This window comes from Burkholderia sp. 9775_39 (assembly GCF_015712225.1).
Classification (GTDB): Bacteria; Pseudomonadota; Gammaproteobacteria; order Burkholderiales; family Burkholderiaceae; genus Burkholderia; species Burkholderia cenocepacia.
In genome coordinates this window covers 35,272-60,600 of sequence record NZ_JACCQC010000015.1, presented here as the reverse complement: position 1 = coordinate 60,600, position 25,329 = coordinate 35,272, and the positions used below count along the sequence as shown (strand labels likewise).

The window sequence follows — 25,329 nt, the reverse complement described above, 5'->3', positions numbered from 1 at the left end:
GAGGAGCCCTCATCATGCAACCGTCTCATCCGATCGAAACGGACGCGCTCACGCGTCTCGACAACCTGCCGTGGACCCGCTTCCACACGCTGATGCTGGTCGCGCTCGGCGTCGGCTGGGCGCTCGATTCGTTCGAAACCAACATCATCGGCAGCGTGTTCGGCGTGCTGAAGTCGCACTGGCACCTGAGCGCCGCGCAGGGCTCGCTCGCGGTCAGCATCTGGGTGTTCGGGATGCTGGTGGACGCGATCGCGTTCGGCTATCTCGCCGACCGCTACGGCCGCAAGCGCCTGTTCCTCGCGACGCTGCTCTGGTACGCGTGCTTCAGCGTCGCGACCGTGCTGTCGTGGAACTACGAATCGTTCCTGTTCTTCCGCGCGATGACGGCGCTGGCCGTCGGCGGCGAATATTCGGCGGTGACCGCGACGATGGGCGAATTCATTCCGACGCGCCATCGCGGCCGGACCGACGCGCTGATCCTGTCGGGTTTTCCGGTCGGCGCGCTGCTGTCGGCGGCCGCGTCGTATCTGGTGCTGAACCAGTTGCCGCCCGAGTGGGCGTGGCGCGTGGGCTTCGGCCTCGGCACGACGATGGCGCTGGTGTTCTTCTGGATCCGCCGCGTGATTCCGGAATCGCCGCGCTGGCTGATCCAGCAGGGGCGCGTGGCGGAAGCCGAAGCGATCGTCGAGCAGATCGTCGCGAGCGTGGCGCGCGCGCCGCGCGCGCAGGCCGACCGCGCGCCATTGACGAAGCGCTACACGCCGACCCGCTTCGCGCACCAGGCGCCCGCGTTCTGGCGCAACGTCGGCGAACTGTTCGGCGCGTATCGCGCGCGCTGCGCGCTGGCCGGCGCGCTGAACTTCTCGCAGGCGGCCGTCGTGTACGGCGTGCTGTCGCTGATGGCGCTCGTGCTGCTGCCGTACCTGAAGGTGGCGTCGACGGACATGCCGATCTACTACATGATCGGCAACGCCGCGGCGCTCGCGGGCGGCATCGTCGCGGCGTTCCTGGTCGAGGCCTGGGGCCGGCGCGCGTCGTTGTTCGCGAGCTATACGTTCACCGTCGCGGCGATCGTCTTCATCTATGTGATGCACGCGTTGCCCGGCATGGTGTTCGGTTACTGCCTGATCCAGTTCGGCGTCACGTGGGCGTACATCTCGGGCTATGTGGTGTCGTCCGAAATCCTGCCGACGCGGATTCGCGCGACGGGGCTCGGCGTGTCGGTCGCGATCGGCCGGCTCGGCGCGGTGATCGCGCCGCTGATGCTGACGAATGTTTACGCAATGTCGGGCTCGCCGTCGGCCGCGCTGGTCGTGCTGCTGGTGCTTGCGCTGCCGGGGCCGCTCGCGGCCGGCCTGTGGTGGCTCAACGGGCGCGAGACGCGGCGGATTTCGCTGGAAGCGTGCAGCGCCGAGGGGGACGCGCAGCCGGCGGTGGACGCCGCGCCGCGCGCGGCGTGACGCCCGGCTGCCCACCCACCTACGCGTCCAGCCCGAAAACCAGCGACCGGTGCGCGCCCACGCCGGCCGCCACGCCCGATGCCGACGCGAACGTCGCGTTGGTCATCAGGCTCGACGCGTCGCCGGCCGCATACACGCCGGCGACGCTCGTTCGCTTCCACGTGTCGACGCGAATCGCGGTGCCGAGCGGCCCGTCGTCGAACGCGCAGCCGAGCTGCTGCGCGAGGTCGCTCGCCATGTCGGTGCGCGCGCCGATGAACAGTGCGTCGATCGGCACGACCTGACCGTCCGCGAGCCGCAGCGCGTCGATACGCGGCGCAGCGCCGAGGATCTCGACGACCGGCGAGCGCTCGATGCGCACGCCGCGCGCGGCGAGCAATGCGGCTTCTTCGTCGTTCGCTTCGACCACGCCCTGCGTGAACCACGTCGTCGGGCCCCAGTCCGGAATCAGGATCGCCTGATGGACCGACAGCGGATGCGTGGCGAGCACGCCGAGCCGCTGGCCGCTGACTTCGTACCCGTGGCAGTACGGGCAATGCAGCACGCTGATGCCCCAGCGTTCGGCCAGCCCCGGCAGCGCGGGCAACGCGTCGCGGATGCCGGTCGCGAGAATCAGCCGGTCGGCGCTCGCGCGGCTGCCGTCGGCCAGCGTCACGTGAAAGCGCCCGTCCGCGTCGCGCTCGGCGGTGCGTGCCTCGCCGTCGATGCGCTGCACGGTCGGATACGCGGCGAGCTGCGCACGCGCTTCGGCGATGATCTGCGCGGGCGGCTTGCCGTCCTGGCCGAAGAAGCCGTGCGCGTGTTCGGCAAAGCGGTTGCGCGGCCGACCGGCGTCGATCACGAGCACGCGGCGGCGTGCCCGCGCCAGTTGCATCGCGGCCGACAGCCCGGCGAAGCTGCCGCCGATCACGATCACTTCATGATGGGAATGCATGCATCAACTCCTTTCTGGACCTGCGTGAATGATCCACGTGTTCCGCTGGCGGCCAACTCATGAAACACGAGAAGTTGCATGATAGGGCGATGGTATCATTCATGCAACTTCAAAAGTTTCGAGAGAGGGGGAGCCCCGCCCGTGAGAACCGACAGCCGTTTGTCGCGCATGCTGCATGCGCTGATCCACATGGACCAGGCCGACGGCCCGCTGACGTCGGAGACGATCGCGACGATGCTGTGCACGAACCCGGTCGTCGTGCGGCGCCTGCTCGGCGGGTTGCGCGACTGCGGCTACGTGCAGTCGGAGAAGGGGCACGGCGGCGGCTGGGCGCTGAGCGTCGCGCTCGACGACATCACGCTGCTCGACGTCTATCGCGCGGTGGGCGAGCCGCCGCTGTTTTCCGATCTGGTGCCCGAGGACGAGCCCGAATGCCTGGTCGAACAGGCGGTCAACGCGCATCTGTCGGCGACGCTGAAGGAGGCCGAAGCGTCGCTCCTGGCACGCTTCGGCGAAGTCACGCTCGGCATGCTGTCGCGCGATTTCGAGGCGAAGGCCGCGCTGCGGGGGTACACGCGCTGACGTGGCGCAGCATCCGGATCGAGCGCGCCTGACATGCAATCTGGCACGATCCGGCGCGGCCGAAATCGCCGCGCCGCCGTGTTCTGTCCCCCGACTTCTGCCCGGTTCGTCCGCCACAGGGCAAAATACGGGTTTTCCGCACCCGCGAGGGTGCGTTCGAATCACGCGCCGGGCGGCGCCGGTGCGCATGCCGCACGCCGCCGCCGGGCGCCCAGGCAAGAAACGCTCGCCGTGCTGCGAGCCCACAGGAGTCCAGACCCCATGCCCGAATCCAACCTGTCCTTCTTCGGCCGGCTGTCGCTGGCCGTCGGCACGTTCTTCTCCGTGCTCGGCAATCGCGAGTTCGCGGCCGAAGTGCTGCGCGTGCGCGATGGCGCGCCGGCCCCGGTCGCGCCGACGCCGGCGCCCGCTGCCGCGCCCGTCGCACCGGCGCCCGTGAAGGCGCCGGCCCCCGAGCTGCGCGAAGCGAGCCCGCAGGCCGCCCTGCAACTGCTCGGCCTGCTGCAACGCGATGCGCGCTTCATCGATTTCGTCGAGGAAGACATCGCCGGCTACGCGGACGCCGACATCGGCGCGGCCGCGCGCCTCGTGCACGACGGCTGCCGCGCCGCGCTGCGCGAACACTTCACGATCGTGCCGGTGCGCGACGAAGCCGAAGGCAGCCGCGTGACGCTGCCGGCCGGCTTCGACGCGACGGCCGTGCGCGTGACCGGCAACGTGGTCGGCTCCGCGCCGTTCACCGGCACCGTCAGCCATCGCGGCTGGCGCGTATCCGACGTGCGCCTGCCGAAGCTGACGGGCAGCCACGACGCATCGGTGATCGCCCCGGCGGAGGTGGAACTGTGAGCGATCCTCGCTATTCGATCGGTATCGACCTCGGGACGACCCATTGCGCGCTGTCGTACGTCGACAGCAGCACGAGCGACGGCGAAAAGATCGTGCAGCAGGTGCTGCCGATCGCGCAGCTCACCGCGCCCGGCGCGCTGGAATCGCGCGACCTGCTGCCGTCGTTCCTCTACCTGCCGCATGAAAGCGAACTGACCCAGGGCGACCTGACGCTGCCGTGGACGGCCTCCCGCGCGTTCGCGGTCGGCGAGATGGCGCGCACGCGCGGCGCCGGCACGCCGATCCGCCTCGTATCGAGCGCGAAGAGCTGGCTGTGTCACCCGGGCGTCGACCGCCGCGCGGCGATCCTGCCGAGCGATGCGCCGCCGGAAGTGGCCCGCGTGTCGCCGCTGGAAAGCTCGATCCGTTATCTCACGCACCTGCGCGAAGCGTGGGACCACGCGCACCCCGACGCGCCGTTCGCCGACCAGGACGTGACGGTCACGATCCCCGCATCGTTCGATCCGGCCGCGCGCGAACTGACGGCGGAAGCCGCGCGCGCCGCCGGCTACTCGCGGATGACGCTGCTGGAAGAGCCGCAAGCGGCGCTCTACAGCTGGATCCAGAAGAGCGAAGGCGGCTGGCGCAAGCAGGTGCAGGTCGGCGACCTGATCCTGTGCGTCGACGTCGGCGGCGGCACGACCGACCTGTCGCTGATCGCGGTGGTCGAGCGCGACGGCAATCTCGAACTGCATCGCGTGGCCGTCGGCGAGCACATCCTGCTCGGCGGCGACAACATGGACCTCGCGCTCGCGCACGTGGTCGCGCGCAAGCTCGCGCAGCAGGGCACGCAGCCCGATCCGTGGCAATTGCGCGCGCTGACCTACGCGTGCCGCTCGGCCAAGGAAACGCTGCTGTCCGACCCGACGACCGACGCGGTGCCGCTCGTCGTGCCGAGCCGCGGCTCGAAGCTGATCGGCGGCTCGATCCGCACGGAGCTGACGCGCGCGGAACTCACGCAGACGATCCTCGAAGGCTTCTTCCCGCAAGTCGATGCGGCCGCGCGCCCGGTGAGCCGCGCGCGTGTCGGCCTGACGCAGCTCGGCCTGCCGTATGCGCAGGACGCCGGCATCACGCGCCATCTCGCGGCGTTCCTCGGCCGCCAGGTCGCGGCGCTCGACACGCTCGAAGGCGTGCAGCGCACGCTGCCGCAGGGCGCGACGTTCCTGCATCCGACCGCCGTGCTGTTCAACGGCGGCGTGTTCAAGTCGACGCTGCTCACGCAGCGCGTGCTGGACACGCTCAACAACTGGCTCGCCGCCGAAGGTGCGCCGCCCGCGCGCCTGCTCGAAGGCGCCGATCTCGATCTCGCGGTCGCGCGCGGCGCGGCGTACTACGGCTACGTGAAGCGCGGCCGTGGCGTGCGCATTCGCGGCGGCACGGCGCGTGCGTACTACGTCGCGATCGAATCGGCGATGCCCGCGGTGCCGGGGCTCGAGCCGCCGGTGCAGGCGCTGTGCGTCGCGCCGTTCGGGATGGAGGAAGGCTCGGACGCGGCGCTGCCGCCGCAGGAGTTCGGCCTCGTCGTCGGCGAACCGGTGCAGTTCCGCTTCTTCGGGTCGTCGGTGCGCCGCCAGGACCAGGTCGGCACGCTGCTCGACTACTGGTCGCCGGAAGAGCTGCAGGAGCTGGAGGAAATCCAGGCGACGCTGCCCGCCGAAGGGCGCACCGTCGGCGAAGTCGTGCCGGTGAAGCTGCATGCGCGCGTGACCGAAGCCGGGACGCTCGAACTCGAGGCGATCCCGAGCGGCACGAACGAGCGCTGGAAGGTCGAGTTCGACGTGCGCGGCGCCGCCTGAGCGCGATGAAGCGTTATACGGTCGGCATCGACCTCGGCACCAGTAATACGGTCGTCGCGTACGTCGAGGCCGGTTCCGACGCGATCCGCGTGTTCGACGTCGAGCAACTGGTCGGGCCCGGCGCGGTGGCCGCGCAGCCGCTGCTGCCGTCGGTGCGTTATCACCCGGCGGCGGGCGAGCTGCCGCCGGACGCGCTGCGGCTGCCGTGGGCGGCTGATCCGAAGGCGAACGCGCAATCGGCCAAGACCGATGTGCCGCCGGCCGTGATCGGCCGCTACGCGCGCACGCTGGGCGCGCAGGTGCCGGGCCGGCTCGTGTCGAGTGCGAAGAGCTGGCTGTCGCACGCGTCGGTCGATCGGCTCGCGGCGATCCTGCCGTGGGGCGCGGCCGACGGCGTCGACAAGGTGTCGCCGGTCGAGGCGAGCGCGAGCTATCTCGCGCATGTGCGCGACGCGTGGGACGCGCATTTTCCCGACGCGCCGCTCGCGCGGCAGGACGTGATCCTGACGGTGCCCGCGTCGTTCGACGACGGCGCGCGCGCGTTGACCGTGGAGGCCGCACGGCGCGCGAAGCTGCCGGCGCTGCGGTTGCTGGAAGAGCCGCAAGCCGCGTTCTACGACTGGCTGTACGGCCAGCGCGACACGTTGCGCGAGACGTTCGCCGCGGCGCGGCGCGTGCTGATCTGCGACGTCGGCGGCGGCACGACCGACCTCACGCTCGTCGACGTCGCGCCGGGCGACGATGGCGAGCCGACCTTCACGCGCGTCGGCGTCGGCAACCACCTGATGCTCGGCGGCGACAACATGGACCTCGCGCTCGCGCGCCTGGTCGAGTCACGGCTGACCGAGCCCGGTACGCGGCTGTCGGCCGCGAGCCTGTCGCAGCTCGTCGAGCGCTGCCGCGCGGCGAAGGAGCGGCTGCTCGGCGACGACGCGCCGGCGTCCGCCACCGTCACGCTGCTCGGCGCGGGCAGCAAGCTCGTCGGCGGCGCGCGCTCGGCCGAGCTGACGCGGCAGGAAGTCGAGCAGATCGTCGTCGACGGGTTCTTTCCGCAGGTCGAGGCCGGCGAACTGCCGCGCCGGGCGCGCGCGGCGATCGTCGAATTCGGCTTGCCGTATGCGAGCGACGCGGCCGTCACGCGCCACGTCGCCGCGTTCCTGAATCGTCATGCGGAAGGCCCGCTGCCGGACACGCTATTGCTCAACGGCGGCGTGTTCCGCGCGGGCGCGCTCGCCGGCCGGCTTGCGCAGACGCTCGGTGCGTGGCGCGGCGCGCCGCTCGACGTGCTGCACAACGCGCATCCCGACGTGGCCGTCGCGCGTGGCGCGGTGGCCTACGGGCTCGCGCGTGCCGGCCATGCGCCGCGCATCGGCGGCGGCTCCGCGCGCAGCTATTTCCTCGTGCTCGACGACGGTGCGGACGATTCCGCCGCCCGCGGCGTCTGCCTGCTGCCGCGCGGCGCGGAAGAGGGACGCGAGATCCGGCTCGACGATCGCACGTTCGCGCTGCAGCTCGGGCAGCCGGTGCGGTTCCACCTCGTATCGACGGTGGCCGACACGAAGTACCGGCCCGGCGATCTCGTCGATCTCGACGGCGGCGATTTCGTGCGGCTGCCGCCGATCGCGACGGTCGTCGACGCGAAGGCGGGTGGCGACGCGCGCGAAACGCCGGTGAAGCTCACCGCGTCGCTGACCGAGGTCGGCACGCTCGAAATGCATTGCATCGCGACCGACGACGCGGCGCGCCGCTGGCGGCTCGAATTCCAGTTGCGCGGCGATGCGCCGGGGCACGGCGACGATGCGGCGTCCGCGCGGCATCCGCGGCTCGACCAGGCGATCGAGCTGATCGAGCGCTCGTTCGGCAGCAAGGCCGCGGGCGTGACGCCGAAGGACACGCGCCGGTTGCGCGCGCAACTCGAACAGGTGCTCGGCGCCCGCGAAGACTGGGACGTCGCGCTCGCGCGCGAACTGTTCGACGCATTGCTCGCACGGGCGCGGCGGCGCCGTCGCTCGGCCGATCACGAGCGCGCGTGGCTGAATCTCGCCGGCTATTGCCTGCGTCCGGGCTTCGGTCATCCGCTCGACGCGTGGCGCATCGAGCAACTGTGGCCGCTGTTCGACGACGGCATTCAATACGTGACCGATGCGCAGGTGTGGTCCGAGTGGTGGACGCTGTGGCGGCGCGTGGCCGGCGGCCTCGACGACGATGCGCAGACGCAGGTGCGCGACGCGATCGCGTTCCTCGAACCGTCCGACGACAAGCGGCGCAAGCTGCCGTTCGATCCGGCCAAGGTCGGGCCGGCCGACATGACGCGGTTGTCGGCGTCGCTCGAACGGTTGCCCGTCGAGCGCAAGGTCGAGCTCGCCGAGCGCCTGATCGTGCAGCTGCAGAAGCCGGCCGAACGCGCGTTGTGCGCATGGGCGCTCGGGCGGATCGGTGCGCGGCGGCCGTTCTATGGCAGCGCGCACAGTGTCGTGCCGGCGGAAATCGTTGGCGGCTGGCTCGATGCGCTGTTCGCGCTCGACTGGAAGCAGGTCGAGCCGGCCGCGTTCGCGGCCGCGCAGATCGCGCGGATGACGGGCGACCGCTCGCGCGACTTGCCGGACGACACGCGCGAGGCCGTCATCAAGCGCCTGTCGGCCGCGAATGCATCGGCGGCGTGGATCGACATGGTCCGTGAAGCGATCGCGTTCGACGAAGCCGATACGGCGCGCGTATTCGGCGAAACGCTGCCGGCGGGGTTGAAGTTGCTGGCCGATTGAAGGCACGACCGGATGCTTCGATCTCGTTCGCAGATCGAAGCATCCGGTCGCGTCAACGGTAGCGCGACGTCAGAACCCGCTACAGTCAGGCGTGCGACACCGCTTCACGCTCCCGTTCCATCGGTTCGATTGCCGCGCCGTCGCGTGCCGCCATCGAACGCCGGGCGAGATGTATCCCCGCGAGCATGCAGCGCACCGACCCGCCGGCCAGCTCGATCGTCGGCACGTCGAGCGGCAGCAGCCGCGCGGAGCGTTCGATCACCGCGCGCTGGTCGTGCGTGAGGCAGTCGAACGCACGCCGCGACAGCGCGAGCACGCGCCCATCCTTCCCCGACAATTCCAGCGTATTGCCCGCGAAATTCACGATCTGCGCGTGGTCGAGCGCGATCACCGCACGCCCCGTTTCGGTCAGGCGTTGCGCGATCTCGCCACGGCGGCGGCTGTCGGCGATCAGGTCGAGGCCGACCATCGCGAACTCGGTCGCGACGCTCATCATCACGTTCGTGTGATAGATCGGCTTGCCGTTCGCGTCGGCCGTGTCGAAGCAGATCGGCTCGAAGTTGAAGTGCGTGCAGAAGCGTTCGAGCGCGACCGGATCGGCACGGCGCGAGCGCGCGGTGTACGCGATCCGCGCGACGTGGTCGAGCGCCATCGCACCGGTGCCTTCGAGGAACACGTCGTCGTATTCGAGGCCCGAGTAGTCGATCACGTCCTGCACGCGGTACTCGGCCTTCAGCATCTCGATCACGTCCGCCCGCCGCTCGCGGCGACGGTTCGGGCTGTGCATCGGATACAGCGCGACATGGCCGCCCGGATGCGTCGAGAACCAGTTGTTCGGGAACACGGAGTCGGGTGTGTCGCGCTCGCCGTGGTCGTCGAACACGTGCACGCGCACGCCCGCATCGGCGAGCGTGCGCGCGGCGGCCGTGACTTCGTCGCGCGCGGCGGCCGATATCGACGAGGTGTCGCACGCACCGCCTGCGGCCGTGCACTGGAACGCGTTGTCGGCCGCGGTCTGCGGGTTCGGCAGGAAGCGGTGCGGCCGGATCATCACGACGGCGGATGGCGCCTGGATCGATACGAGATTCATGAAGGGCGGGAGCGGAGGGAGGAAAACGGGCGGCGCAGGGGCCGCCCCCAGCTGACGGTCAGCGCGCGAACGCGGCGACGGCTTCGGTCACGAACGCCGCGTGGCCGTGCGCGATCGCGGCCGGGTCGTCGATCAGCGCGAACAGGTTCTTGGGATCGACGGCCGGCGGAATCAGCGCGATCTCGACGCCCGCGTTGTGCTGCTGCGCGAGCGCGTACAGGTAGCGCAGCGCCGAGTAATCCTCGAGCGCGAAGCCGACCGAGTCGAACACCGTGACTTCGTCCGCGCGCTCGCGGCCAGCCGTTTCGCGCTGCAGCACGCGCCACAGCTCGGTCACGGGGAAGTCGGCCGGCATCTGCTGGATCTCGCCCTCGATGCGCGACTGCGGCTCGAATTCGACGAACACGCGGCCCGCGTGCAGCACGCCCGCCTCGAGTTCGGTCTTGCCCGGGCAATCGCCGCCGACGGCGTTCAGATGCATGCCGGGCTCGATCATGTCGGCCGTGACGATCGTCGCATATGCCTTGTCGGCGGTGACGGTCGTCACGATGTCGGCGCCGCGCACGGCGTCGGCGGTCGAGGCCGCGCGCACGACCCGCAATTTCGGGTACGCGGCGAGATTTCGGACGAGCTTGTCGGTTGCGCGCGGATCGACGTCGAACACGCGGATTTCGTCGATGCCGAGCAGCGTGTGGAACGCGATCGCCTGGAATTCGCTTTGCGCGCCGTTGCCGATCAGCGCCATCGTGCGCGAATCGGGCCGGGCGAGCGCCTGCGCGGCGAGGACCGACGTCGCGGCCGTGCGCAGCGCGGTGGTGAGCGTGAGTTCGGCGAGCAGCAGCGGGTAGCCGGTATCGACTTCGGCGAGCGCGCCGAACGCCATCACCGTGTGCATCCCGCGCGCCGCATTGACGGGATGGCCGTTCACGTACTTGAACGCGAACAGCGACGCGTTCGCGACGGGCATCAGCTCGATCACGCCGTCGCGCGAGTGGCACGCGACGCGCGGCGACTTGTCGAAATCGGCCCAGTGCAGGTAGTCGGCGCGCAGCGTGTCGACGAGTTCGCGCAGGAACGTCGTGACGCCGGTCCTGGCGATCAGGCGGGCGGTGGCGGGAACGTCGAGGAAGCGAGTCATCGGTCTGTCTCCATATTCGGTGCCGGTACGGGTGTCCGGGCGTTCTGGTCGACCGGGCGGGGTGTCGGCGCGAATCCGGGCTTGCTGAGAAAGCAGCGGCGCGGCGGGTCGGCCGGTCGATGGAGTCATTATTTCCGTGAGTCGAGCCAACAAAAAGACGGCAAAAGTGGCAGATTTCTCGATAGACTTGACAAATTGCCAGCCATTTCCGGCACTTTGAACAGTTCACGCTGGCCGGAACGGGCGGCCTCCGGCACGCTGGCGGCCGGTTCACGCTCAACAGGAAAGCCGTTCATGATCACGCTCGACGACGTCGACCGTCAGCTCATCGCGCTGCTGCGCGACAACGCGCGACTGCCCGTCGTCGCGTTGGCGAAAGAATTGCGCGTGGCGCGCGCGACCGTGCAGAACCGCCTCACGCGGCTCGAGAAAAACGGCGTGATCGTCGGCTATACGGTACGGCTCAAGCCGGCCGCCGAACGGCACCGGATTCGCGCGCTGATGTCGATCGCGGTGCAGGGCAATCGCGGCGCGGAGGTGGTGAAGGTGCTGCGCGGGCATCCGAACGTCGCGTCGATCCACAGCACGAACGGGCGCTGGGATCTCGTCGCCGAACTGCATGCCGATTCGCTCGAACACTTCGATCGCGTGCTCGGCGCGATCCGGCTGATCGACGGAATCGCCAATACCGAGACGAGCATCTTGTTGTCGACGCACAAGGCGTGACGCGGGCGGGGGCCCGCGCCACCTCTTTCGCTGCGGTCAGGCCGTGGCCGCCGGTGCCGGGAACACCGGCTCGCCGAGCGTCAGCATCAACCGGTTCGCCCACGCGAAGATCGCGATGGCGTGCGACAGGTCGAGAATCTCCTCGTGCGTCAACCCTTCGACTTCGAGCGCCGCAATGTCATCTTCGCCGATCGCGTCGGGCCGTTCGGTCAACGCGATCGCGTAGCGGACGATCGCGCGTTCGCGCGCCGTCGTGCCGGCCGTCGCCGGATCCTCGAACACCTGTTCGATCGCATCGGTGCGTTTCGCGAGCTGCGCGAAGCGCTGCGCATGCACCGATGCGCAGTACACGCAGCCGTTCACGCGCGATACGGCCGTGCTCGCCAGTTCGCGCTCCGCGCGCGACAGCCCGCCGGGACCGTACATGATCGCGTTGAATACGCCCGAGCGTTGCCGCAGGATGTCGGGAAGGTGGACGAGCAGCAGGTAATAGTCGGACGTCTTCGCTTGCGGGTGGCTCGCTTCCAGCACCGCGAGCTGATCGGGTGTCGCCGTGTCGAGCGATACCGTGTCGAGCCACGCACGCCAGCCGAGCGTGTCGGACGTGAAGCCGTGGGCTGCCGTCGTCATGCGGCCTCCCTGGCGGCACGTGCCTGAAGTGCCCGCGCGGCCGCGGCGACGCGCAACTGATACGCGACGAACGCGACGAGCTGCGACAGCGCGACGATCGCGGATGTCGTGAGCCCGGCCGATTTCAGCGCGTCGAGATCGGATGCGCGCGCGTCGGCCGGGGCGTGCGTCAGGCGCTTCGCGTGCAACAGGATCGCGCCGAGGCGGCGCGGCAGTGCGTCGAGCGCGTCGGCATCCGCCCGTTCGATGTCGTCGAGCGTGCCGCCCGCGTCGAGCAATCGGGCGCGATAGATGTCGGCCAGCGCGTGCGCATTCGACTGCCGTGCGACATACCGCGCCGCATGCAGCCGCTCGATCAGCGAAAGATCGGGTAACGCGGGATCGAACAGCGCGGCTTCGCTCAGTTGTGTCGGCAGCAGCACCTTGTCGCGGGCGCGGCGCAGCGCGGCGACGGCGTCGCCTTCCCGCAGGCCGGCTGCCGCGTCGATCGTATCCGGCCCGACGGCCGGCGTGATGGAGTCAGTCATCGTTTCGGTGTTCCTTCGTCGTCAAAGTGATCGAGGGCGTCGGCGTCGCGCCATTCGTCGCCCTGCAACTCCGCGTTCGCGTAGGCGACGAGCGCGTCGTAGTGGCGGTCGCGATCGGCATCGAACAACCGGCTCGCAATTCCGCGTGCCAGCCGCTCTGCGCCCGCGCTGATCGCCGGGATGTCGCCGGACAGCTTGCCGTGGCTCAGGCTCGCCGCATGGTTGAAGCAATGAATCCGCGTGACGGCCGGGCACGCGCCGCGCTCGCGCTCCTGGAACGCGAACGCGGGGCCGAGATCGGGCGACTCGGCGAGCTCGTCGAGCCGCAGCGCCGGGTCCGGCTGGTAGCGATCCTTCCAGCGCCGCACGTGCGCGCCGAACGACGCGAATTCGTCGCGCGTCGTCCAGTCCGAATGAAAACCCGTCGCGAAGATCAGGAAATCGACCGTGTAGCGGCCGCGCGGCGTCGTTACTTCCAGCCCGTCCGCATGGTCGGCGAGCGTCTCGATCGGGCTGCCCGCATGAAAGTGCGCATGGTCGTGGCGCGAGACGCGCAGCACGCTGTCGCGCGGCGGCGGCGTTTGCGACGTCAGCGCGTAGTGCATGAAGCGCCACTTCGTTGCGTCGTCGAGATCGGCGTAGCCGTGCACGAGGCCCGGGCTGCCGATGCCGGTCAGCTTGTTGATGCGCGGAATGTCCGCGCGACGGAAGAACAGGTCGACGCGCGCGGCGCCCGCTTCCAGCGCGGTGCCCGCGTTGTCGAACGCGGACGCGCCCGCGCCGACCACGCCGACGCGCTTGCCCGCGAGCGCGGCGAAGTCGATCGGCTCGGACGAATGGGCCCAGCGCGTGCGCGGCGCACGTTGCGCGACGGGCGGCACATACGGGCCGCCGAGCCCGTCGCGACCGGTCGCGAGCACGACGTGCCGCGCGAGCAGCGTCTGTGCTTCGCCGTTGCCGCGCACGTCGAGCGCGAGCAGCCCGTCGTCGCGCGGGCGCAGCGCGACGAGCGTCGTGTCGTTGCGTACCTGCAGGTCGAGCACGCGCCGATACCAGCGCAGGTAGTCCATCCATTGCGGGCGCGGGATCTTGTAGAGCGCGTCCCACGCGTCGCGGCCGTATTGCGCTTCGAACCAGGCGCGGAACGTCAGCGCGGGCAGGCCGAGCGCGGGGCCCGCGAGCTGCTTGGGCGAACGCAGCGTCTCCATCCGCGCGAACGTGACCCACGGGCCTTCGTAGCCGGCCGGCGCGCGGTCGATCACGCACTGGTTGTCGATGCCGAGCAGGCGCAGCTCGGCGGAAGCCGCGAGCCCGGCCATTCCGCCGCCGACGATCGCGACGTCGAGCACGCGTACGCCATCCGCTTCGCGCGGTGGCACCCACGACGGCGCGGGCAGGTCGAGCCAGCGCAGGTCCTGCGCGAGCCGCGCTTCGAGTGCGTCGAGCTGGGCCGTCATGCGGCCTCCGGGCGCGCGCGGCGCGCACGGGTCGGGCGAGGCGGGCGCGCGGTGCGGTCGGTGCGCAGCCGGTCGCCGCGCAGCAGCGCATCGTGCGCGGCGGCGTCGTGAAAGATCACGTCGTCGAGCAGCGCGCGCGTCGTGCGATGCAGCGCGTCGAGCAGCGCCTCGACGGCCGCCGTGCGCGTCTTGCCGGCCGGCGTCGCGACGCCGAACGCGAACGGGATGTCGACGTCGAGCGGGCGTGCGACGACGCCGTCCACCGGCAGCGCGACGCCCGTGGCCGGATCGACGATGCCGATCCCGATGCCCGCGCGCGCGGCCATCACCGCATTCAGCGACGCATTGGTTTCGATGAACACGCGCGCATCGACGCGCGCGGCCGCGAATGCCGCGTCGATCCGCTGACGCAGCCGATGCCGGTTCGCGACCGTCACGATACGGCGCCGCGCGAGGTCGCGCAGTGCGATGCGCGGTTTCGCCGCGAGCGGATCGTCGGCCGGCAGCACGGCGACGCACGGCGTTTGCGCGATCCAGTGCACGTCGAGCCCGGCATGCGCCATCGGCAGCGTGACGACGCCGACATCGGCCGTGCCGGCCAGCACCTCGTGCACGACGTGCTCGGCCGATTCGCTGCGCAACTGATAGTGCGGCGCATGCGCGTCGTCGGGCAGCGCGGCGAGCGCGGCCGGCACGAGCGTGGCCGCGAGCGACGGCGTGGCCGCGATGCGCACGGGTTCGGCGGTTTCGTCGCCGAGCGCGCGCGCCCGCGCCTCGATCGCACGCAGGCCGACCAGCGAGCGTTCGACTTCCTCGTACAGCAGGAACGCGCGGCGCGTCGGCGTGACGCGCGGACCATGCCGGTCGAACAGCGCGTAGCCGAGATCGGCCTCGAGTTCCTGGATCTGCCGCGTGACGGCCGGCTGCGAGCGGCCGAGCAGTTCGCCCGCGCCGGTCACGCTGCCGGCCGACATGACCGCGGAAAAAGCTTCGAGTTGATGCAGCTCCATGACGCGTTCCGATGATGCAATTTGCGCATTGTAGGAGCGCGAGCATGCGTGATTCATATAATGATTTTTGCTATCGACAGCGGGAAAACTGCGAAGGGCGCGATCGTCGCGGCGGCCGGTGGTGCGCGTATGCGCGCCGGTTGCGCGAGGTCGCGAGAACGAAACGCCAATCGAATCAATGCGATGCGATGCAGGCCCGTACTTCGCCTGATGCGCGACGGACAGACGACCGTTCGCGAGCGTCGCTTGCTTCGCGCCGCATGCGATATCGATATGCGCAAAACTTCGTTGGATCGTCCTGAACCGGATGGTTACATGCCCTCACTCTTTTCGATTGACTGAAGCTGGGGGACGCATGAACGTTTCGGGGAACGACGCACGCGGCGCATGGCGGCGCGTGCTGGGCACGGTGGCGGCGCTCGCTGCCGCATGGGGGCTGTCGACGGGCGGCGCGCTCGCGGCCGGGGTGTCCGGTGAGCCGGTGGTGATCGGCGTGAGCGGACCGCTCACGGGCCAGGACGCGCAGTACGGCGAGCAGTGGAAGCGCGGCTTCGATCTCGCGCTCGACGAGATCAACGGCAGCGGCGGCATTCACGGCCGGCCGCTCGCGATCGACTTCCAGGACAGTCGCAGCGATCCGCGCCAGGCGGTGGCGATCGCGCAGAAGTTCGTCGCCGATCCGCGTATCGCGATCGAGCTCGGCGATTTCTCGAGCGCGACGTCGATGGCCGCGTCGCCGATCTATCAGCGTGGGCAATTGATCCAGTTCGGCTTCACGAATTCGCACCCGGATTTCACGAAGGGCGGCGATTATCTGTGGAGCACCGCGCTGAGCCAGGCCGAGGAGCAGCCGCTGCTCGCGCGCTATGCGGTGAAGGAACTCGGCTTCAAGCGGATCGCGGTGCTGTACCTGAACACCGACTGGGGCCGCACCAGCAAGGACATCTTCGCGAAGGCGGTGGCGGGGCTCGGCGCGCAGGTCGTCGCGGCCGAAGGCTACCAGCCGGCGGAGAAGGATTTCCGCTCGACGCTCGTGCGGATCGGTGAATCGAAGCCCGATTCGATCGTGTTGATCTCCTATTACGCCGACGGCGCGCAGATCGTGCGTCAGGCGCGCACGTCGGGCGTGGCACTGCCGATCGCGGCGGTGGGCTCCGTGTATTCGCCGAAGTTCCTCGAACTGGGCGGCACGGCCGTCGAAGGCGTCTACACCGAATCGAACTTCTTCCCGGCCGAACCGCGCCCCGAGGTGCAGGCGTTCGTGCAGCGCTATCGCGCGAAATTCCACGCGGATCCCGATTCGTTCGTGGCGCGCGCGTACGACGCGCTGATCCTGTCGGCGGAAGTGCTGCGCCGCTACGGCACGACGCGCCAGGCCGCGCACGACGGCTTCGCGAAGATCAGCGACGTGCCGAGCGTGATCTTCGGCAAGGTGCGCTTCGATCCGCAGACGCGCCGCGTGGCGGGCGCGCGCACCGTGTATCTGGTGGTGAAGCAGGGGCAGTGGGCGCTGTGGGACGGCGCGAAGCCGCAGCTCGCGGCGCGCTGACCCCGACCTGAACCGCCTGCACCTGACGGACGCATCGTAATGGCTTCCTGGCTCGACTACACGCTCAACGGCCTCATCGTCGGCAACATCTACGCGCTGCTCGCGGTCGGGCTCGCGCTGATCTTCGGCGTGTCGCACCTGATCAACTTCGCGCACGGCTCGGTGTACATGGTCGGCGCATTCATCGGCTGGCTGTGCCTGACGCGCTTCGGGCTGCCGCTGCCCGTCGCGCTCGTGGCGGTCGTGGTCGGCTGCGGCGCGCTCGGCATCGCGATCGAACGGATCGGGCTGCGGCCGCTGCGCCATGCCGCGCGCATCGCGCCGCTGCTCGCGACGATCGGCATCAGCTTCATCCTCGACCAGCTCGCGCAACTCGCGTTCGGCGCGGACCCGCGCGCGGTGCCGACGCCGCTGCCCGACTGGCACGTGCGGATCGCCGGCGCGACGCTCGGTTCGCTCGACCTGCTGATCGCGGGTATCGGCATCGCGGCGGCCGCGCTGCTGTACGGTTTCCTGCGCTTCACGCGGCTCGGCTGGGCCGTGCGCGCGACCGCGCAGGATCGCGACGCGGCGCTGCAGATGGGCGTCGACGTCGATCGCGTGAACCAGACCGTGTTCGCGATCGCGTGCGCGCTCGGCGGCGTGAGCGGGCTGCTGGTCGGCATGTACTACAACAGCATCGATCCGGCGATGGGTTTCCAGGCGACGCTGAAAGGCGTCGTCGCGCTGCTGATCGGCGGCCTCGGCAACGTGCCGGGCGCGATCGCCGGCAGCCTGCTGCTCGGTCTCGTCGAAAGCTACGGCGTCGCGCTGTTCGGCACCAGCTATCGCGACCTGTTCGCGTTCGGGCTGCTGATCGTATTCCTCGTGTGGCGGCCGAACGGCTTGTTCAGCGCGAATCGCGCGCTGCCGCCCGAGCCGATGACGGGCACCTTCCTCGCCGCCGCGAAAGCGGTGCGCGTGCCGCGCCCGCTGCTCGTCGCGCTGATCGCGGCGGCCGCCGTGCTGCCGTGGCTCGGTGCATCGCCGTACGTGTTGCAGACGCTGACCAACGCGTGGCTGTACGGGCTGCTCGCGCTGAGCCTCACGCTCGTCGCGGGCACGGTCGGGCAGATCTCGCTCGGCCACGCCGCGCTGCTCGTGATCGGCGCGTATGCGTCGGCGCTGCTGTCGTCGGATCTCGGCTGGTCGCCGGCCGTGACGATTCCGTGCGCGGGCGTGATCACCGCCGTGCTCGGCACGCTGCTCGTCTATCCGGCGTTCCGGCTGCGCGGGCACTACGTGTCGATCGCGACGCTCGGCATCGGCGAAGTGGTGAGCCTCGTGATCCTGAACTGGGACGGCCTGACGCGCGGCCCGCTCGGCATCACCGGCATCGCGCCGCTGCCGTGGGCGACCACCGCGCGCGCCGCGTACTGGTTCACGTTCGCGGTGCTCGTCGTGTTCGCGCTCGTGCAGGTGCGGCTGCTGCGTTCGCATCTCGGCCGCACGCTGCGCGCGGTGCGCGAGGACGATGTGGCTGCGCGTGCGCACGGCATCGCGCCGAACCGCTACAAGGCGATCGCGTTCGCGGTCGGCGGCGTCGCGGCCGGGGTGAGCGGCGGCATCGCCGCGCATCTGTACAGCTACATCAATCACCAGACCTTCGATTCGCAGGTGTCGATCCTCGCGCTGACGATGGTGATCCTCGGCGGGCTCGGCAACGTGCTCGGCGGCATCGTCGGCGCGATCGCGCTGATCGGGCTGCCCGAGCTGTTCCGCTGGGCGGCCGACTACCGGATGCTGATCTACGGCCTCGTGCTGCTGCTGCTCGTCCGGTTCCGGCCGCAGGGCCTGCTCGGCACGGTGTGAGGAGGAATGCGATGATCACCACTCGACCCCTGCTCGACGTGCAGGGCCTGACGCGCCGCTTCGACGGCGTGACCGCGCTCGACGGCGCGAGCCTGACGCTGGCCGACGGCGAACTGCTGAGCGTGATCGGCCCGAACGGCGCGGGCAAGTCGACGCTGTTCAACCTGATCGCGGGCGCCGACCGGCCCGACGCCGGCCGCGTGACGTTCGACGGACGCGACATCACCGGCACCGCACCGGAACGGCTCGCGGCGCTCGGCATCGCGCGCACGTTCCAGCACGGTCGCGTGTTCGGCAACCTGAGCGTGCTCGACAACGTGCTGATCGGCGCGCATGCGCGGCTGCGCGCGGCACGGCCGGGCTGGCCGGCGCTCGGCGCGGCCGCCGAAGTGCTGCGCGCGCTCGTGCGGCCCGCGTCGGTGCGGCGCGAGGAAGCCGAACTGCGCGAAGAAGCGCGCGCGATCGTCGCCGGCTTCGGCGAACGGCTCACGCCGCGCATCGATCATCCGGCGCACAGCCTGTCGTATGCGAACCGGCGGCGCGTGGAGATCGGCCGCGCGCTCGCGCTGCATCCGCGCCTGCTGCTGCTCGACGAGCCGACGGCCGGGATGAACGAGACGGAGACGGCCGAGATGCTGCAACTGATCCAGTCGCTGAAGGCGCGCGGCCTGACGATCCTGCTGATCGAGCACAAGCTCGAACTCGTGATGCGCGTGTCCGACCGCGTGATGGTGCTCGACAACGGCGTGAAGATCGCCGAGGGCGCGCCGCGCGACGTGCGGCACGATCCGCGCGTGATCGAGGCCTATCTCGGCCGCCGTCATGCGGGCGGCACGTCGGCCGATCGGACCGTGCAGGCGGCCGCATGAGCGTACTATCCCCGGAACCCGATACGACCATGACCGATGCGCTGCTGAAACTCGAACATCTCGACACGTTCTACGGACCGGTGCAGGTGCACTTCGACGTGAACTTCGCAGTCGGCCGCGGGCAGATCGTCAGCCTGCTCGGCGGCAACGCGAGCGGCAAGTCGACGACGATGAAGCTGATTCTCGGGCTGATGCGGCCGAAGCGCGGCGTCGTGCGTTTCGACGGCGACGACGTGACGGCGCTCGCGACGCCGCAGCGCGTGCGGCGCGGGATCGCGGCCGTGCCGGAGGCGCGGCGGCTGTTCGCCGACATGAGCGTGCGCGAGAACCTGCTGATGGGCGCATACACGCGCGGCGATCGCGCGGCGGTGGCCGACGACTACGAGCGTGTGCTCGACCTGTTTCCGCGGGTGCGCGAACGGCTTGCGCAGCGCGCGGGCACGCTGTCGGGCGGCGAGCAGCAGATGCTCGCGATGGCGCGCGCATTGATGGCGCGGCCGAAGCTGATCTGCATGGACGAGCCGACGATGGGACTGTCGCCGCTCTACGTCGACAAGGTGCTCGAACTGATCGACGCGATCAACCGGCAAGGCGTGACGGTGTTCATGGTCGAGCAGAACGCGAGCCTCGCGCTGGAGATCGCGCACTACGGGTACGTGCTGCAGACGGGGCGCGTCGTGCTGGAAGGGCCCGCGAAAACGCTGCTCGACGATGAGCGCGTGCGCGATGCGTATCTCGGTGGGGAGGCGGTGGCGGTGTAGTGGGCGTGGCGCGTTTCATCGCCCGGCATTCGCTGAGTGCGCGTCGCCGAGCTTGCCTTGAAGCCTGCGCTCGGGCTCTGCCCGATGCAAGTGAACCGCGTACGTGTCCCACGGGAGCTCGATATCCTGTGCCGAGAGCGCAGCCGCCTGAACCATCAGTCTGCCCGCTTCGCCACGATGATAGCCGCCGTGCGTGACGACATGGGTCAGCATCTCTTCGCGCGTCATGTATCCGTTGTCGCCATCGGTAAACAGAAAGGGAATCGATTCCGACAGCATGTCGGGTGTGGCGGTTGCCACATAGTCGAGATACCAGCGATCGAGCGTGGCGAATGCCGCGCGCAGCGCTTCCGGCTCCGGCGTGTCAGGCGTGTTGTCGGACACGAAGCCGTGACGCTCGCCGCTCAGATGCGCGGCGAATATCCGGTTCACCACGAGGCAATGGTTCATCAGCCGCAGCGCGAGATGACGTGCTTGCGCATGCCGCTCCGCGTCGAGCCCCGACATCGCCTTCAGCATTTCGTCATTGGCCCATGCCTGGTAGCGCAGCATGCGGGACAGGAGTGCGTTCGCGCTCATGGTCGTTTCCTCGTCGGGTTCACCTAATATGTGAGCTTCGTCACCATTATTTTCAGTGGGAGCCCGCATGTCCACTCGCGTTTCCAATGCCGCCGCCGCGATGCGCAAAGCCCCGCGCCAGGCTCGTTCGCGTGCGACGGTGGACGTGATCGTCACGGCCGGGGCTCGCGTTCTCGACAAGCACGGATGGGCCGGATTCACGACCAACGAGGTCGCGCAAGTCGCTGGGGTGAGCATCGGCTCCGTGTATCAGTATTTCCCGAACAAGCTCGCGTTGGTCGATGCGATTCGGCGTCGCCATTTCGACGACGTGCTCGCCGTGCTGCAGCGCGCGCATGACCGTCAGGCGAGCGCCGGGCGTCGGCTCGAAGGTCTGATCGGCGACCTGATCGCCGCGCACCGCGATTACCCTGCGCTGCACCGGGTGCTGCTCGATCTCCCCGATCCGGGCGGTGCGAAAGACGCGTATGACGCATTTCAGAAGGAATATCTGCGCCGGTATGCGCTGATCGTTGCCGCGTGTCGAGGGCGTGCGCCGGTCAAGGCCGATACGTTGACCGCGCAGGTGCTGTCGTCCGCGTTCGAAGGTGTCGTGCACAACGCGGCTCGGCGCGGGCTGCTGGGGGATCCAAAACTGAAGCGCGAGCTCGTCAGGCTGGCCGGCACTTACCTCGAAGATCACCGCTCGGCGACGGCGAATGTGCGTTCATGAGCCGACCGGAAAAATCGTAACGGATACCGAAATTCGCGGTAGATTGCCGCTCTCCTGATTTCGAACACCACGGGGTTGCCGCGCCATGTTGACCTGTTCCATCCAGAAAGTCGGCTACGATTTCAATCAGCTCGATCAGCAGGGCGCGACCGACTACGCGTCGTTCGTTCACGCATTCGATGCGTTCCCTTGGGCGGCCCAGCACGTCGAATGGAACGAGACGCAGGACGGCCCGCTGCCGGCGCTCGTGCTGCAGCAGGCCGACGATCAGCGCGAGCTGTGGGTGACTGCGTTGACGGATGCGCATTCGGACGGCTTCCAGCTGAATGTGGTGTCCATGCGGATGAAGAAGGGGCTCTTCGGGATCGGCAAGGGAAAGCTGGAGCAGCACGTCGAGACGATCGACGTGAGAAGGCGCGTCGACGTCGATGCGTTGTGCCGGTTGTTCTGCGACCGCCAGTACGACGCGCTGGATCAACGGGTTGCGCGACACGCGCAGCGCAACGCCGGCGACGATCGGGACAGCGACGACTGAACGCGTGTCGCCCGGCGGCGTTCGATCGAGCGGGCCTGAGCCGGATCCGCGGTTGTCTAAGCGTCGCGTGCGGCGTGCGTCGTCGCCGGCCGCGGAAACGTCAGCACCACCGCGAACCCGCCCGCATCGGGAAACGCGAACCCGACGCGCCCGCCGTGCGCCTTCATCACTTCCTGCACGATCGCGAGCCCGAGCCCGGACCCCGTGCGCCGCTCGCTGCCGTCCGGCGCGATCCGCACGAACGGCTGCAATGCCGCGTCCCAGTGCTCGCGCGGTATCCCGCGCCCGTTGTCGGTGACGGTCAGCGTCACCGCTTGATCCGCGTTGCCCTGGGTCGCGACCGACACGACGATGTCGTCCGCGTGGCCATGCAGCAGCGCGTTGTGCAGCACGTTCGACAATGCTTCCTGCAGGCTGATCGCATCGCCGTCGATCCACGCGTGCGGCGCGTCGCTCGCGAACGCGACGGCCACGTCGCGCTCGCCGGCGAGCGGAATCGTGCGGCCCAGGACCTCCTTCGCGAGCGCGACGAGGTCGACCGGTTGCAGCGGCACGGCCTCGGTGCGATGAATCACCATCGCGTGATTGAGCAACTGCCCGGTGAGCCGGCCGACGTCCGACGAGGTCGCGCGTAGCGCATCGAGCCGCGCCGCGTGACGCGCGGGGTCGGATTCGCCGTCGAGCAGCTCGATCTGCGCGTCGAGCCGCGCGAGCGGTGTGCGCATCTGGTGCGCGGCGTCGGCGATGAAGCGCTGCATCGCGTTGATCCGCTCGGCGAGGCGGTGCATCAGGCCATTGATCGACCCGATGATCGCGTCGATTTCGCTCGGCGTATCGACGGCCACCGGCCGCAGGTCGGCCGGGTCGCGCGCGGCGATGATCGCGCCGATCTGCGCGAGCGGGCGCAGGCCGCGCCGGATCGCGAGGCCGCTCGCACCGACCGCGAGCACGCTCATCAGCAGGATCAACGTCCACACCTTGAGGCTCATGTCGTTCGTCAGCTGCTGGCGCGCGTTGGTTGTCTGCGCAACCGTCACGAGCGCCCAGCCGGGCGTGCTTTCCTCGGGCATGTACCGTGCGATCGTCGCGGTGCGGATCCGGTGCCCCTGGTAGACGGCGTTCGCGAACGCGGGGCCCTGCTTCGCGGCGGCGAGCGTCGCGGGGCTCGCGAGGTCGTCGTAGCCGGCCACGACGACGCCGCGCGAATCGACCACCTTGTAATAGACGAGGTCGTAGCGCGACAGAGTCGACAGCGCGGCCACCGGCGGATTCAGCGCGAGCACGCCGCCTTGCACGTAGAGGTTTTCCGCGACCTGGATCGACGCGCCCGCCAGCAACTGGTCGTACGCGCGTTCGGCCGCGACGCCCGCGTAGTAGCGCGCGATCGCCGCGAGCGCGAGCGCGCCGGTCGCGACGACGAGCGCGATGAACAGCAGCGTGCGCCCGAACAGCGTCTTCGGAAACCAGTCAATGCGCGGCAATCTGATACCCCATCCCGCGGGCGGTGCGGATCTCGACCGAGCTGCCCTGCAGCTTCCTGCGCACGCGCGTCACGTATTGCTCGACCGCGTTCGCGGTCGGCTCGTTGCCGAAGCTGAACAACTGGTTCAGCAGTTCTTCCTTCGAGAAGATGCGCTGCGGGCGGCTCGCGAGGATTTCGAGCAGCGCGAATTCCTGGCGCGACAGCGACAGCGGCTGGCCGTCGAGTTCCGCGAGGCGGCTGCTGCGGTCGATCACGAGGCCGCCGAGCGTCAGCACGTCGTTCGCGTGGCCGCTGTTGCGGCGCAGGAGCGCCTGCACGCGTGCGTCGAGCTCGCGGTAGTCGAACGGCTTCACGAGGTAGTCGTCGGCGCCGAGGCCGAGGCCGCTCACACGGTCGTCGATCGCCGAGCGCGCGGTGACGAGCAGCACGGGCGTCGTGCTGCCCGACGCGCGCAGGTTGCGCAGGACCGTGAAGCCGTCCATGCCGGGCAGATTCGCATCGAGCACGACGAGATCGAAACGCTCGACGCGCAGCAGCCCGTTCGCGGTCGCGCCGTCGGTTTCGAGATCGACGGCGTGGCCGAGCCGGGCCAGGCGGCCGCGGATCGCCGCGCCGATTTCGGCATCGTCCTCCACGACGAGAATACGCATGGTGCCGTTTGCAGGTAGAGGGGTTAGGGGTTTTCCCGAGGCCGGGATGTCAGCATTTTCTCAGACTCGGTCGATAACCTGTGTCGAGCCGGAAGCAGGATGCAAGGACGGCATTAATACCAGAAATATTCAAGGAGACGGCAACATGCAGCATGTCACGGGCACGACGAACGCGCGCCGCGGCGCTACGCCGGCCCGCGCGTGGCGGCTGGCCGTTCGCCGCACGTCGACGGTGCGTGCATGACGACGTCGCCGCGTCGCCGCGCGTTGATCGCCGCCGGGCTCGGCGTGCTGGGCGTGCTCGGGGCGCCGGCGCTGGTGCGCGCGAAGCCGCGCACGGTGCGGATCTCGAAAGGCTATGGCGTGCTGTACCTGCCGCTGCTCGTGATGGAGAAGCAGCGGCTGTTCGAGCGGCATGCGGCGCGCCACGGCGTGCGCGACGTCGCGGTCGAATGGGTGCTGCTCGACGGCGGCAATTCCGTCAACGACGCGATGATGGCCGGCACGCTCGATTTCGCGGGCGCCGGCGCGCCGGGTTTCATCGAGCTGTGGGCGCGGGCGCGCGGCATTCCGAACGTCGAGGTGATCGGCATCAGCGGGCTGTCGACCACGTCGCTGTCGCTGAACGCGAACCGGCCGGGCCTCGTGTCGCTGCGCGACTTCGCGCCGTCCGACCGGATCGCGGTGCCCGGCATCCGCACGTCGCTGTCGGCGGTCGTGCTGCAGATGGTCGCGAGCCGGCAGCTCGGCCCCAGGCATTTCGCGCAGCTCGATTCGATCACCGTGAACCTGCCGCATCCGCAGGCGATGCAGGCGCTGATCCGCCGCGAGAACGGCGTGACCGCGCACTTCACGTCGCCGCCGTTCTCGACGCTCGAATTGCGGCAGCCGGGCATCCATCGCGTGGTGAGCTCGGTCGACGTGCTCGGCCCGATGACGCTCGACGTCGTGTTCGCGCCGAAGCGGCTCGTCGATGCGGAGCCCGCGCTCGCCGTCGCGTTCCTCGGCGCGCTCGACGAAGCGAATCGCCTGATCGCGCAGGACCCGCGTGCGGCGGCGGCGCTGTATGCGACGTCGTCGGGCGTCGGCGTGTCGCACGACGACGTGATGCGGATGCTCGCCGCGCCCGACACGCGCTTCTCGGTGCTGCCGAACCAGCTGATGGACTACGTCGAATTCCTGTACCTGGCCGGCACGATCAAGGCGAAGCCGCGCGCGTGGCACGAGATGTTCGCGCCGATGCTCGACGACTACCGGTCGGGTTGAGCCACGCCTGCGGCCAACCGAATCCATTCATCGAACCCGCTGACGCCGGCGCATTCGTCACGCGCGACGCCGAA

24 protein-coding genes are annotated in these 25,329 nt (G+C 69.6%); 13 read left to right on the top strand and 11 right to left on the bottom strand.

Annotated features, from left to right (window positions below; all coding sequences use genetic code 11):
* The first annotated feature begins 14 nt into the window (after nt 1–14).
* Nucleotides 15–1,460 (top strand): MFS transporter, encoded by a 1,446-nt coding sequence (locus H0X90_RS20720; RefSeq protein WP_077191022.1) that lies wholly within the window; start codon nt 15–17, stop codon nt 1,458–1,460.
* Between the two features lie 19 nt (nt 1,461–1,479).
* On the opposite strand, the gene H0X90_RS20715 is transcribed toward H0X90_RS20720, so the two are convergent.
* Nucleotides 1,480–2,394: an NAD(P)/FAD-dependent oxidoreductase gene (locus tag H0X90_RS20715; protein ID WP_077191023.1), complete on the bottom strand. Its 915-nt coding sequence runs from the start codon at nt 2,392–2,394 to the stop codon at nt 1,480–1,482.
* Nucleotides 2,395–2,535: 141 nt separating this feature from the next.
* Between H0X90_RS20715 and H0X90_RS20710 the strand changes: the two genes are divergently transcribed.
* The 4 genes from H0X90_RS20710 (at nt 2,536) to H0X90_RS20695 (ending at nt 8,422) form a co-directional block, all read left to right on the top strand.
* Nucleotides 2,536–2,976, top strand: coding sequence for an Rrf2 family transcriptional regulator (locus H0X90_RS20710; protein ID WP_006479723.1), 441 nt, complete (start codon nt 2,536–2,538; stop codon nt 2,974–2,976).
* Between the two features lie 261 nt (nt 2,977–3,237).
* The gene (locus tag H0X90_RS20705) at nt 3,238–3,822 is read left to right on the top strand and encodes a DUF2760 domain-containing protein (RefSeq protein WP_077191024.1); all 585 of its coding nucleotides are present in this window, start codon (nt 3,238–3,240) and stop codon (nt 3,820–3,822) included.
* On the top strand, nt 3,819–5,660 hold the full coding sequence (locus H0X90_RS20700) for an Hsp70 family protein (RefSeq protein ID WP_077191025.1): 1,842 nt from the start codon (nt 3,819–3,821) through the stop codon (nt 5,658–5,660). Before H0X90_RS20705 ends, H0X90_RS20700 begins: the two co-directional genes overlap by 4 nt.
* Before the next feature lie 5 nt (nt 5,661–5,665).
* Entirely contained in the window at nt 5,666–8,422 is a 2,757-nt protein-coding gene (locus H0X90_RS20695; RefSeq protein ID WP_077191026.1) for an Hsp70 family protein, read from the top strand.
* A gap of 85 nt (nt 8,423–8,507) precedes the next feature.
* Here H0X90_RS20695 and ctlX read toward each other — a convergent pair whose 3' ends face one another.
* The 3 genes from ctlX to H0X90_RS20680 all read right to left on the bottom strand — a co-directional run bounded on the left by ctlX (nt 8,508) and on the right by H0X90_RS20680 (nt 10,946).
* Entirely contained in the window at nt 8,508–9,512 is a 1,005-nt protein-coding gene (gene ctlX / locus H0X90_RS20690) for a citrulline utilization hydrolase CtlX (RefSeq protein ID WP_077191027.1), read from the bottom strand.
* A 58-nt stretch (nt 9,513–9,570) separates the two neighbouring features.
* Nucleotides 9,571–10,650, bottom strand: coding sequence for an ornithine cyclodeaminase (locus H0X90_RS20685; RefSeq protein WP_006494134.1), 1,080 nt, complete (start codon nt 10,648–10,650; stop codon nt 9,571–9,573).
* 128 nt (nt 10,651–10,778) lie between these two features.
* Entirely contained in the window at nt 10,779–10,946 is a 168-nt protein-coding gene (locus H0X90_RS20680; protein ID WP_155123388.1) for a hypothetical protein, read from the bottom strand.
* On the opposite strand from H0X90_RS20680, the gene H0X90_RS20675 reads away from it, so the two are divergent.
* Nucleotides 10,945–11,376, top strand: coding sequence for an Lrp/AsnC family transcriptional regulator (locus H0X90_RS20675; protein WP_006479718.1), 432 nt, complete (start codon nt 10,945–10,947; stop codon nt 11,374–11,376). The two genes, H0X90_RS20680 and H0X90_RS20675, sit on opposite strands and share 2 nt — an antisense overlap.
* A gap of 36 nt (nt 11,377–11,412) precedes the next feature.
* Here the strand turns inward: H0X90_RS20675 and H0X90_RS20670 are convergent, their stop codons facing one another.
* Genes H0X90_RS20670 through H0X90_RS20655 form a run of 4 tightly spaced genes read right to left on the bottom strand, consistent with a single transcriptional unit; the run spans nt 11,413 to nt 15,000 of the window.
* Entirely contained in the window at nt 11,413–12,006 is a 594-nt protein-coding gene (locus H0X90_RS20670) for a peroxidase-related enzyme (protein WP_006491072.1), read from the bottom strand.
* Nucleotides 12,003–12,533, bottom strand: a complete 531-nt coding sequence (locus tag H0X90_RS20665) for a CMD domain-containing protein (RefSeq protein WP_077191029.1) — start codon at nt 12,531–12,533, stop codon at nt 12,003–12,005. The genes H0X90_RS20670 and H0X90_RS20665 overlap by 4 nt, the downstream gene beginning before the upstream one ends.
* On the bottom strand, nt 12,530–13,990 hold the full coding sequence (locus H0X90_RS20660; protein ID WP_077191030.1) for an NAD(P)-binding domain-containing protein: 1,461 nt from the start codon (nt 13,988–13,990) through the stop codon (nt 12,530–12,532). The genes H0X90_RS20665 and H0X90_RS20660 overlap by 4 nt, the downstream gene beginning before the upstream one ends.
* On the bottom strand, nt 13,987–15,000 hold the full coding sequence (locus H0X90_RS20655) for a LysR family transcriptional regulator (RefSeq protein ID WP_077191031.1): 1,014 nt from the start codon (nt 14,998–15,000) through the stop codon (nt 13,987–13,989). The genes H0X90_RS20660 and H0X90_RS20655 overlap by 4 nt, the downstream gene beginning before the upstream one ends.
* 355 nt (nt 15,001–15,355) lie before the next feature.
* Between H0X90_RS20655 and H0X90_RS20650 the strand changes: the two genes are divergently transcribed.
* From H0X90_RS20650 to H0X90_RS20635, 4 genes are read left to right on the top strand one after another with little or no spacing between them, the layout of a single operon-like run.
* Nucleotides 15,356–16,549 (top strand): ABC transporter substrate-binding protein, encoded by a 1,194-nt coding sequence (locus H0X90_RS20650; RefSeq protein ID WP_048988388.1) that lies wholly within the window; start codon nt 15,356–15,358, stop codon nt 16,547–16,549.
* Nucleotides 16,550–16,588: 39 nt separating this feature from the next.
* Nucleotides 16,589–18,400, top strand: coding sequence for an ABC transporter permease (locus H0X90_RS20645; protein ID WP_077191032.1), 1,812 nt, complete (start codon nt 16,589–16,591; stop codon nt 18,398–18,400).
* Nucleotides 18,401–18,411: 11 nt separating this feature from the next.
* Entirely contained in the window at nt 18,412–19,269 is an 858-nt protein-coding gene (locus H0X90_RS20640) for an ABC transporter ATP-binding protein (protein ID WP_034202754.1), read from the top strand.
* Nucleotides 19,266–20,030, top strand: coding sequence for an ABC transporter ATP-binding protein (locus tag H0X90_RS20635; protein ID WP_062885302.1), 765 nt, complete (start codon nt 19,266–19,268; stop codon nt 20,028–20,030). Before H0X90_RS20640 ends, H0X90_RS20635 begins: the two co-directional genes overlap by 4 nt.
* A gap of 15 nt (nt 20,031–20,045) precedes the next feature.
* Here the strand turns inward: H0X90_RS20635 and H0X90_RS20630 are convergent, their stop codons facing one another.
* Nucleotides 20,046–20,765: a DinB family protein gene (locus H0X90_RS20630; protein WP_230463862.1), complete on the bottom strand. Its 720-nt coding sequence runs from the start codon at nt 20,763–20,765 to the stop codon at nt 20,046–20,048.
* Here H0X90_RS20630 and H0X90_RS20625 point away from each other — a divergent pair.
* Both H0X90_RS20625 and H0X90_RS20620 read left to right on the top strand, forming a co-directional pair.
* Entirely contained in the window at nt 20,749–21,321 is a 573-nt protein-coding gene (locus H0X90_RS20625; RefSeq protein WP_230463863.1) for a TetR/AcrR family transcriptional regulator, read from the top strand. The two genes, H0X90_RS20630 and H0X90_RS20625, sit on opposite strands and share 17 nt — an antisense overlap.
* Nucleotides 21,322–21,406: 85 nt before the next feature.
* Nucleotides 21,407–21,856 carry a hypothetical protein gene (locus tag H0X90_RS20620; protein WP_077056736.1) on the top strand — a complete coding sequence of 150 codons (450 nt, stop codon included), beginning with the start codon at nt 21,407–21,409 and terminating at the stop codon, nt 21,854–21,856.
* Between the two features lie 56 nt (nt 21,857–21,912).
* Here H0X90_RS20620 and H0X90_RS20615 read toward each other — a convergent pair whose 3' ends face one another.
* Together H0X90_RS20615 and H0X90_RS20610 are read right to left on the bottom strand one after the other, a co-directional pair.
* A complete protein-coding gene (locus H0X90_RS20615; protein WP_077191035.1) occupies nt 21,913–23,337 on the bottom strand; it encodes a sensor histidine kinase in 1,425 nt (474 codons plus the stop codon).
* The gene (locus H0X90_RS20610; protein ID WP_006486117.1) at nt 23,324–23,989 is read right to left on the bottom strand and encodes a response regulator transcription factor; all 666 of its coding nucleotides are present in this window, start codon (nt 23,987–23,989) and stop codon (nt 23,324–23,326) included. Before H0X90_RS20610 ends, H0X90_RS20615 begins: the two co-directional genes overlap by 14 nt.
* Nucleotides 23,990–24,229: 240 nt before the next feature.
* Here H0X90_RS20610 and H0X90_RS20605 point away from each other — a divergent pair, with 240 nt between their 5' ends.
* Nucleotides 24,230–25,255, top strand: a complete 1,026-nt coding sequence (locus H0X90_RS20605) for an ABC transporter substrate-binding protein (protein WP_006495662.1) — start codon at nt 24,230–24,232, stop codon at nt 25,253–25,255.
* Nucleotides 25,256–25,329 lie beyond the last annotated feature (74 nt).

What these genes read in the sequence shown, in the direction of transcription:
- H0X90_RS20685 (WP_006494134.1), bottom strand. Translation starts at nt 10,650, where the DNA reads ATGACTCGCTTCCTCGACGTTCCCGCCACCGCCCGCCTGATCGCCAGG.
- H0X90_RS20670 (WP_006491072.1), bottom strand. Translation starts at nt 12,006, where the DNA reads ATGACGACGGCAGCCCACGGCTTCACGTCCGACACGCTCGGCTGGCGT.
- H0X90_RS20620 (WP_077056736.1), top strand. Translation starts at nt 21,407, where the DNA reads ATGTTGACCTGTTCCATCCAGAAAGTCGGCTACGATTTCAATCAGCTC.
- H0X90_RS20720 (WP_077191022.1), top strand. Translation starts at nt 15, where the DNA reads ATGCAACCGTCTCATCCGATCGAAACGGACGCGCTCACGCGTCTCGAC.
- H0X90_RS20665 (WP_077191029.1), bottom strand. Translation starts at nt 12,533, where the DNA reads ATGACTGACTCCATCACGCCGGCCGTCGGGCCGGATACGATCGACGCG.
- H0X90_RS20660 (WP_077191030.1), bottom strand. Translation starts at nt 13,990, where the DNA reads ATGACGGCCCAGCTCGACGCACTCGAAGCGCGGCTCGCGCAGGACCTG.
- H0X90_RS20655 (WP_077191031.1), bottom strand. Translation starts at nt 15,000, where the DNA reads ATGGAGCTGCATCAACTCGAAGCTTTTTCCGCGGTCATGTCGGCCGGC.
- ctlX (WP_077191027.1), bottom strand. Translation starts at nt 9,512, where the DNA reads ATGAATCTCGTATCGATCCAGGCGCCATCCGCCGTCGTGATGATCCGG.
- H0X90_RS20640 (WP_034202754.1), top strand. Translation starts at nt 18,412, where the DNA reads ATGATCACCACTCGACCCCTGCTCGACGTGCAGGGCCTGACGCGCCGC.
- H0X90_RS20705 (WP_077191024.1), top strand. Translation starts at nt 3,238, where the DNA reads ATGCCCGAATCCAACCTGTCCTTCTTCGGCCGGCTGTCGCTGGCCGTC.
- H0X90_RS20680 (WP_155123388.1), bottom strand. Translation starts at nt 10,946, where the DNA reads ATGAACGGCTTTCCTGTTGAGCGTGAACCGGCCGCCAGCGTGCCGGAG.
- H0X90_RS20650 (WP_048988388.1), top strand. Translation starts at nt 15,356, where the DNA reads ATGAACGTTTCGGGGAACGACGCACGCGGCGCATGGCGGCGCGTGCTG.
- H0X90_RS20715 (WP_077191023.1), bottom strand. Translation starts at nt 2,394, where the DNA reads ATGCATTCCCATCATGAAGTGATCGTGATCGGCGGCAGCTTCGCCGGG.
- H0X90_RS20605 (WP_006495662.1), top strand. Translation starts at nt 24,230, where the DNA reads ATGACGACGTCGCCGCGTCGCCGCGCGTTGATCGCCGCCGGGCTCGGC.
- H0X90_RS20675 (WP_006479718.1), top strand. Translation starts at nt 10,945, where the DNA reads ATGATCACGCTCGACGACGTCGACCGTCAGCTCATCGCGCTGCTGCGC.
- H0X90_RS20635 (WP_062885302.1), top strand. Translation starts at nt 19,266, where the DNA reads ATGAGCGTACTATCCCCGGAACCCGATACGACCATGACCGATGCGCTG.
- H0X90_RS20610 (WP_006486117.1), bottom strand. Translation starts at nt 23,989, where the DNA reads ATGCGTATTCTCGTCGTGGAGGACGATGCCGAAATCGGCGCGGCGATC.
- H0X90_RS20695 (WP_077191026.1), top strand. Translation starts at nt 5,666, where the DNA reads ATGAAGCGTTATACGGTCGGCATCGACCTCGGCACCAGTAATACGGTC.
- H0X90_RS20645 (WP_077191032.1), top strand. Translation starts at nt 16,589, where the DNA reads ATGGCTTCCTGGCTCGACTACACGCTCAACGGCCTCATCGTCGGCAAC.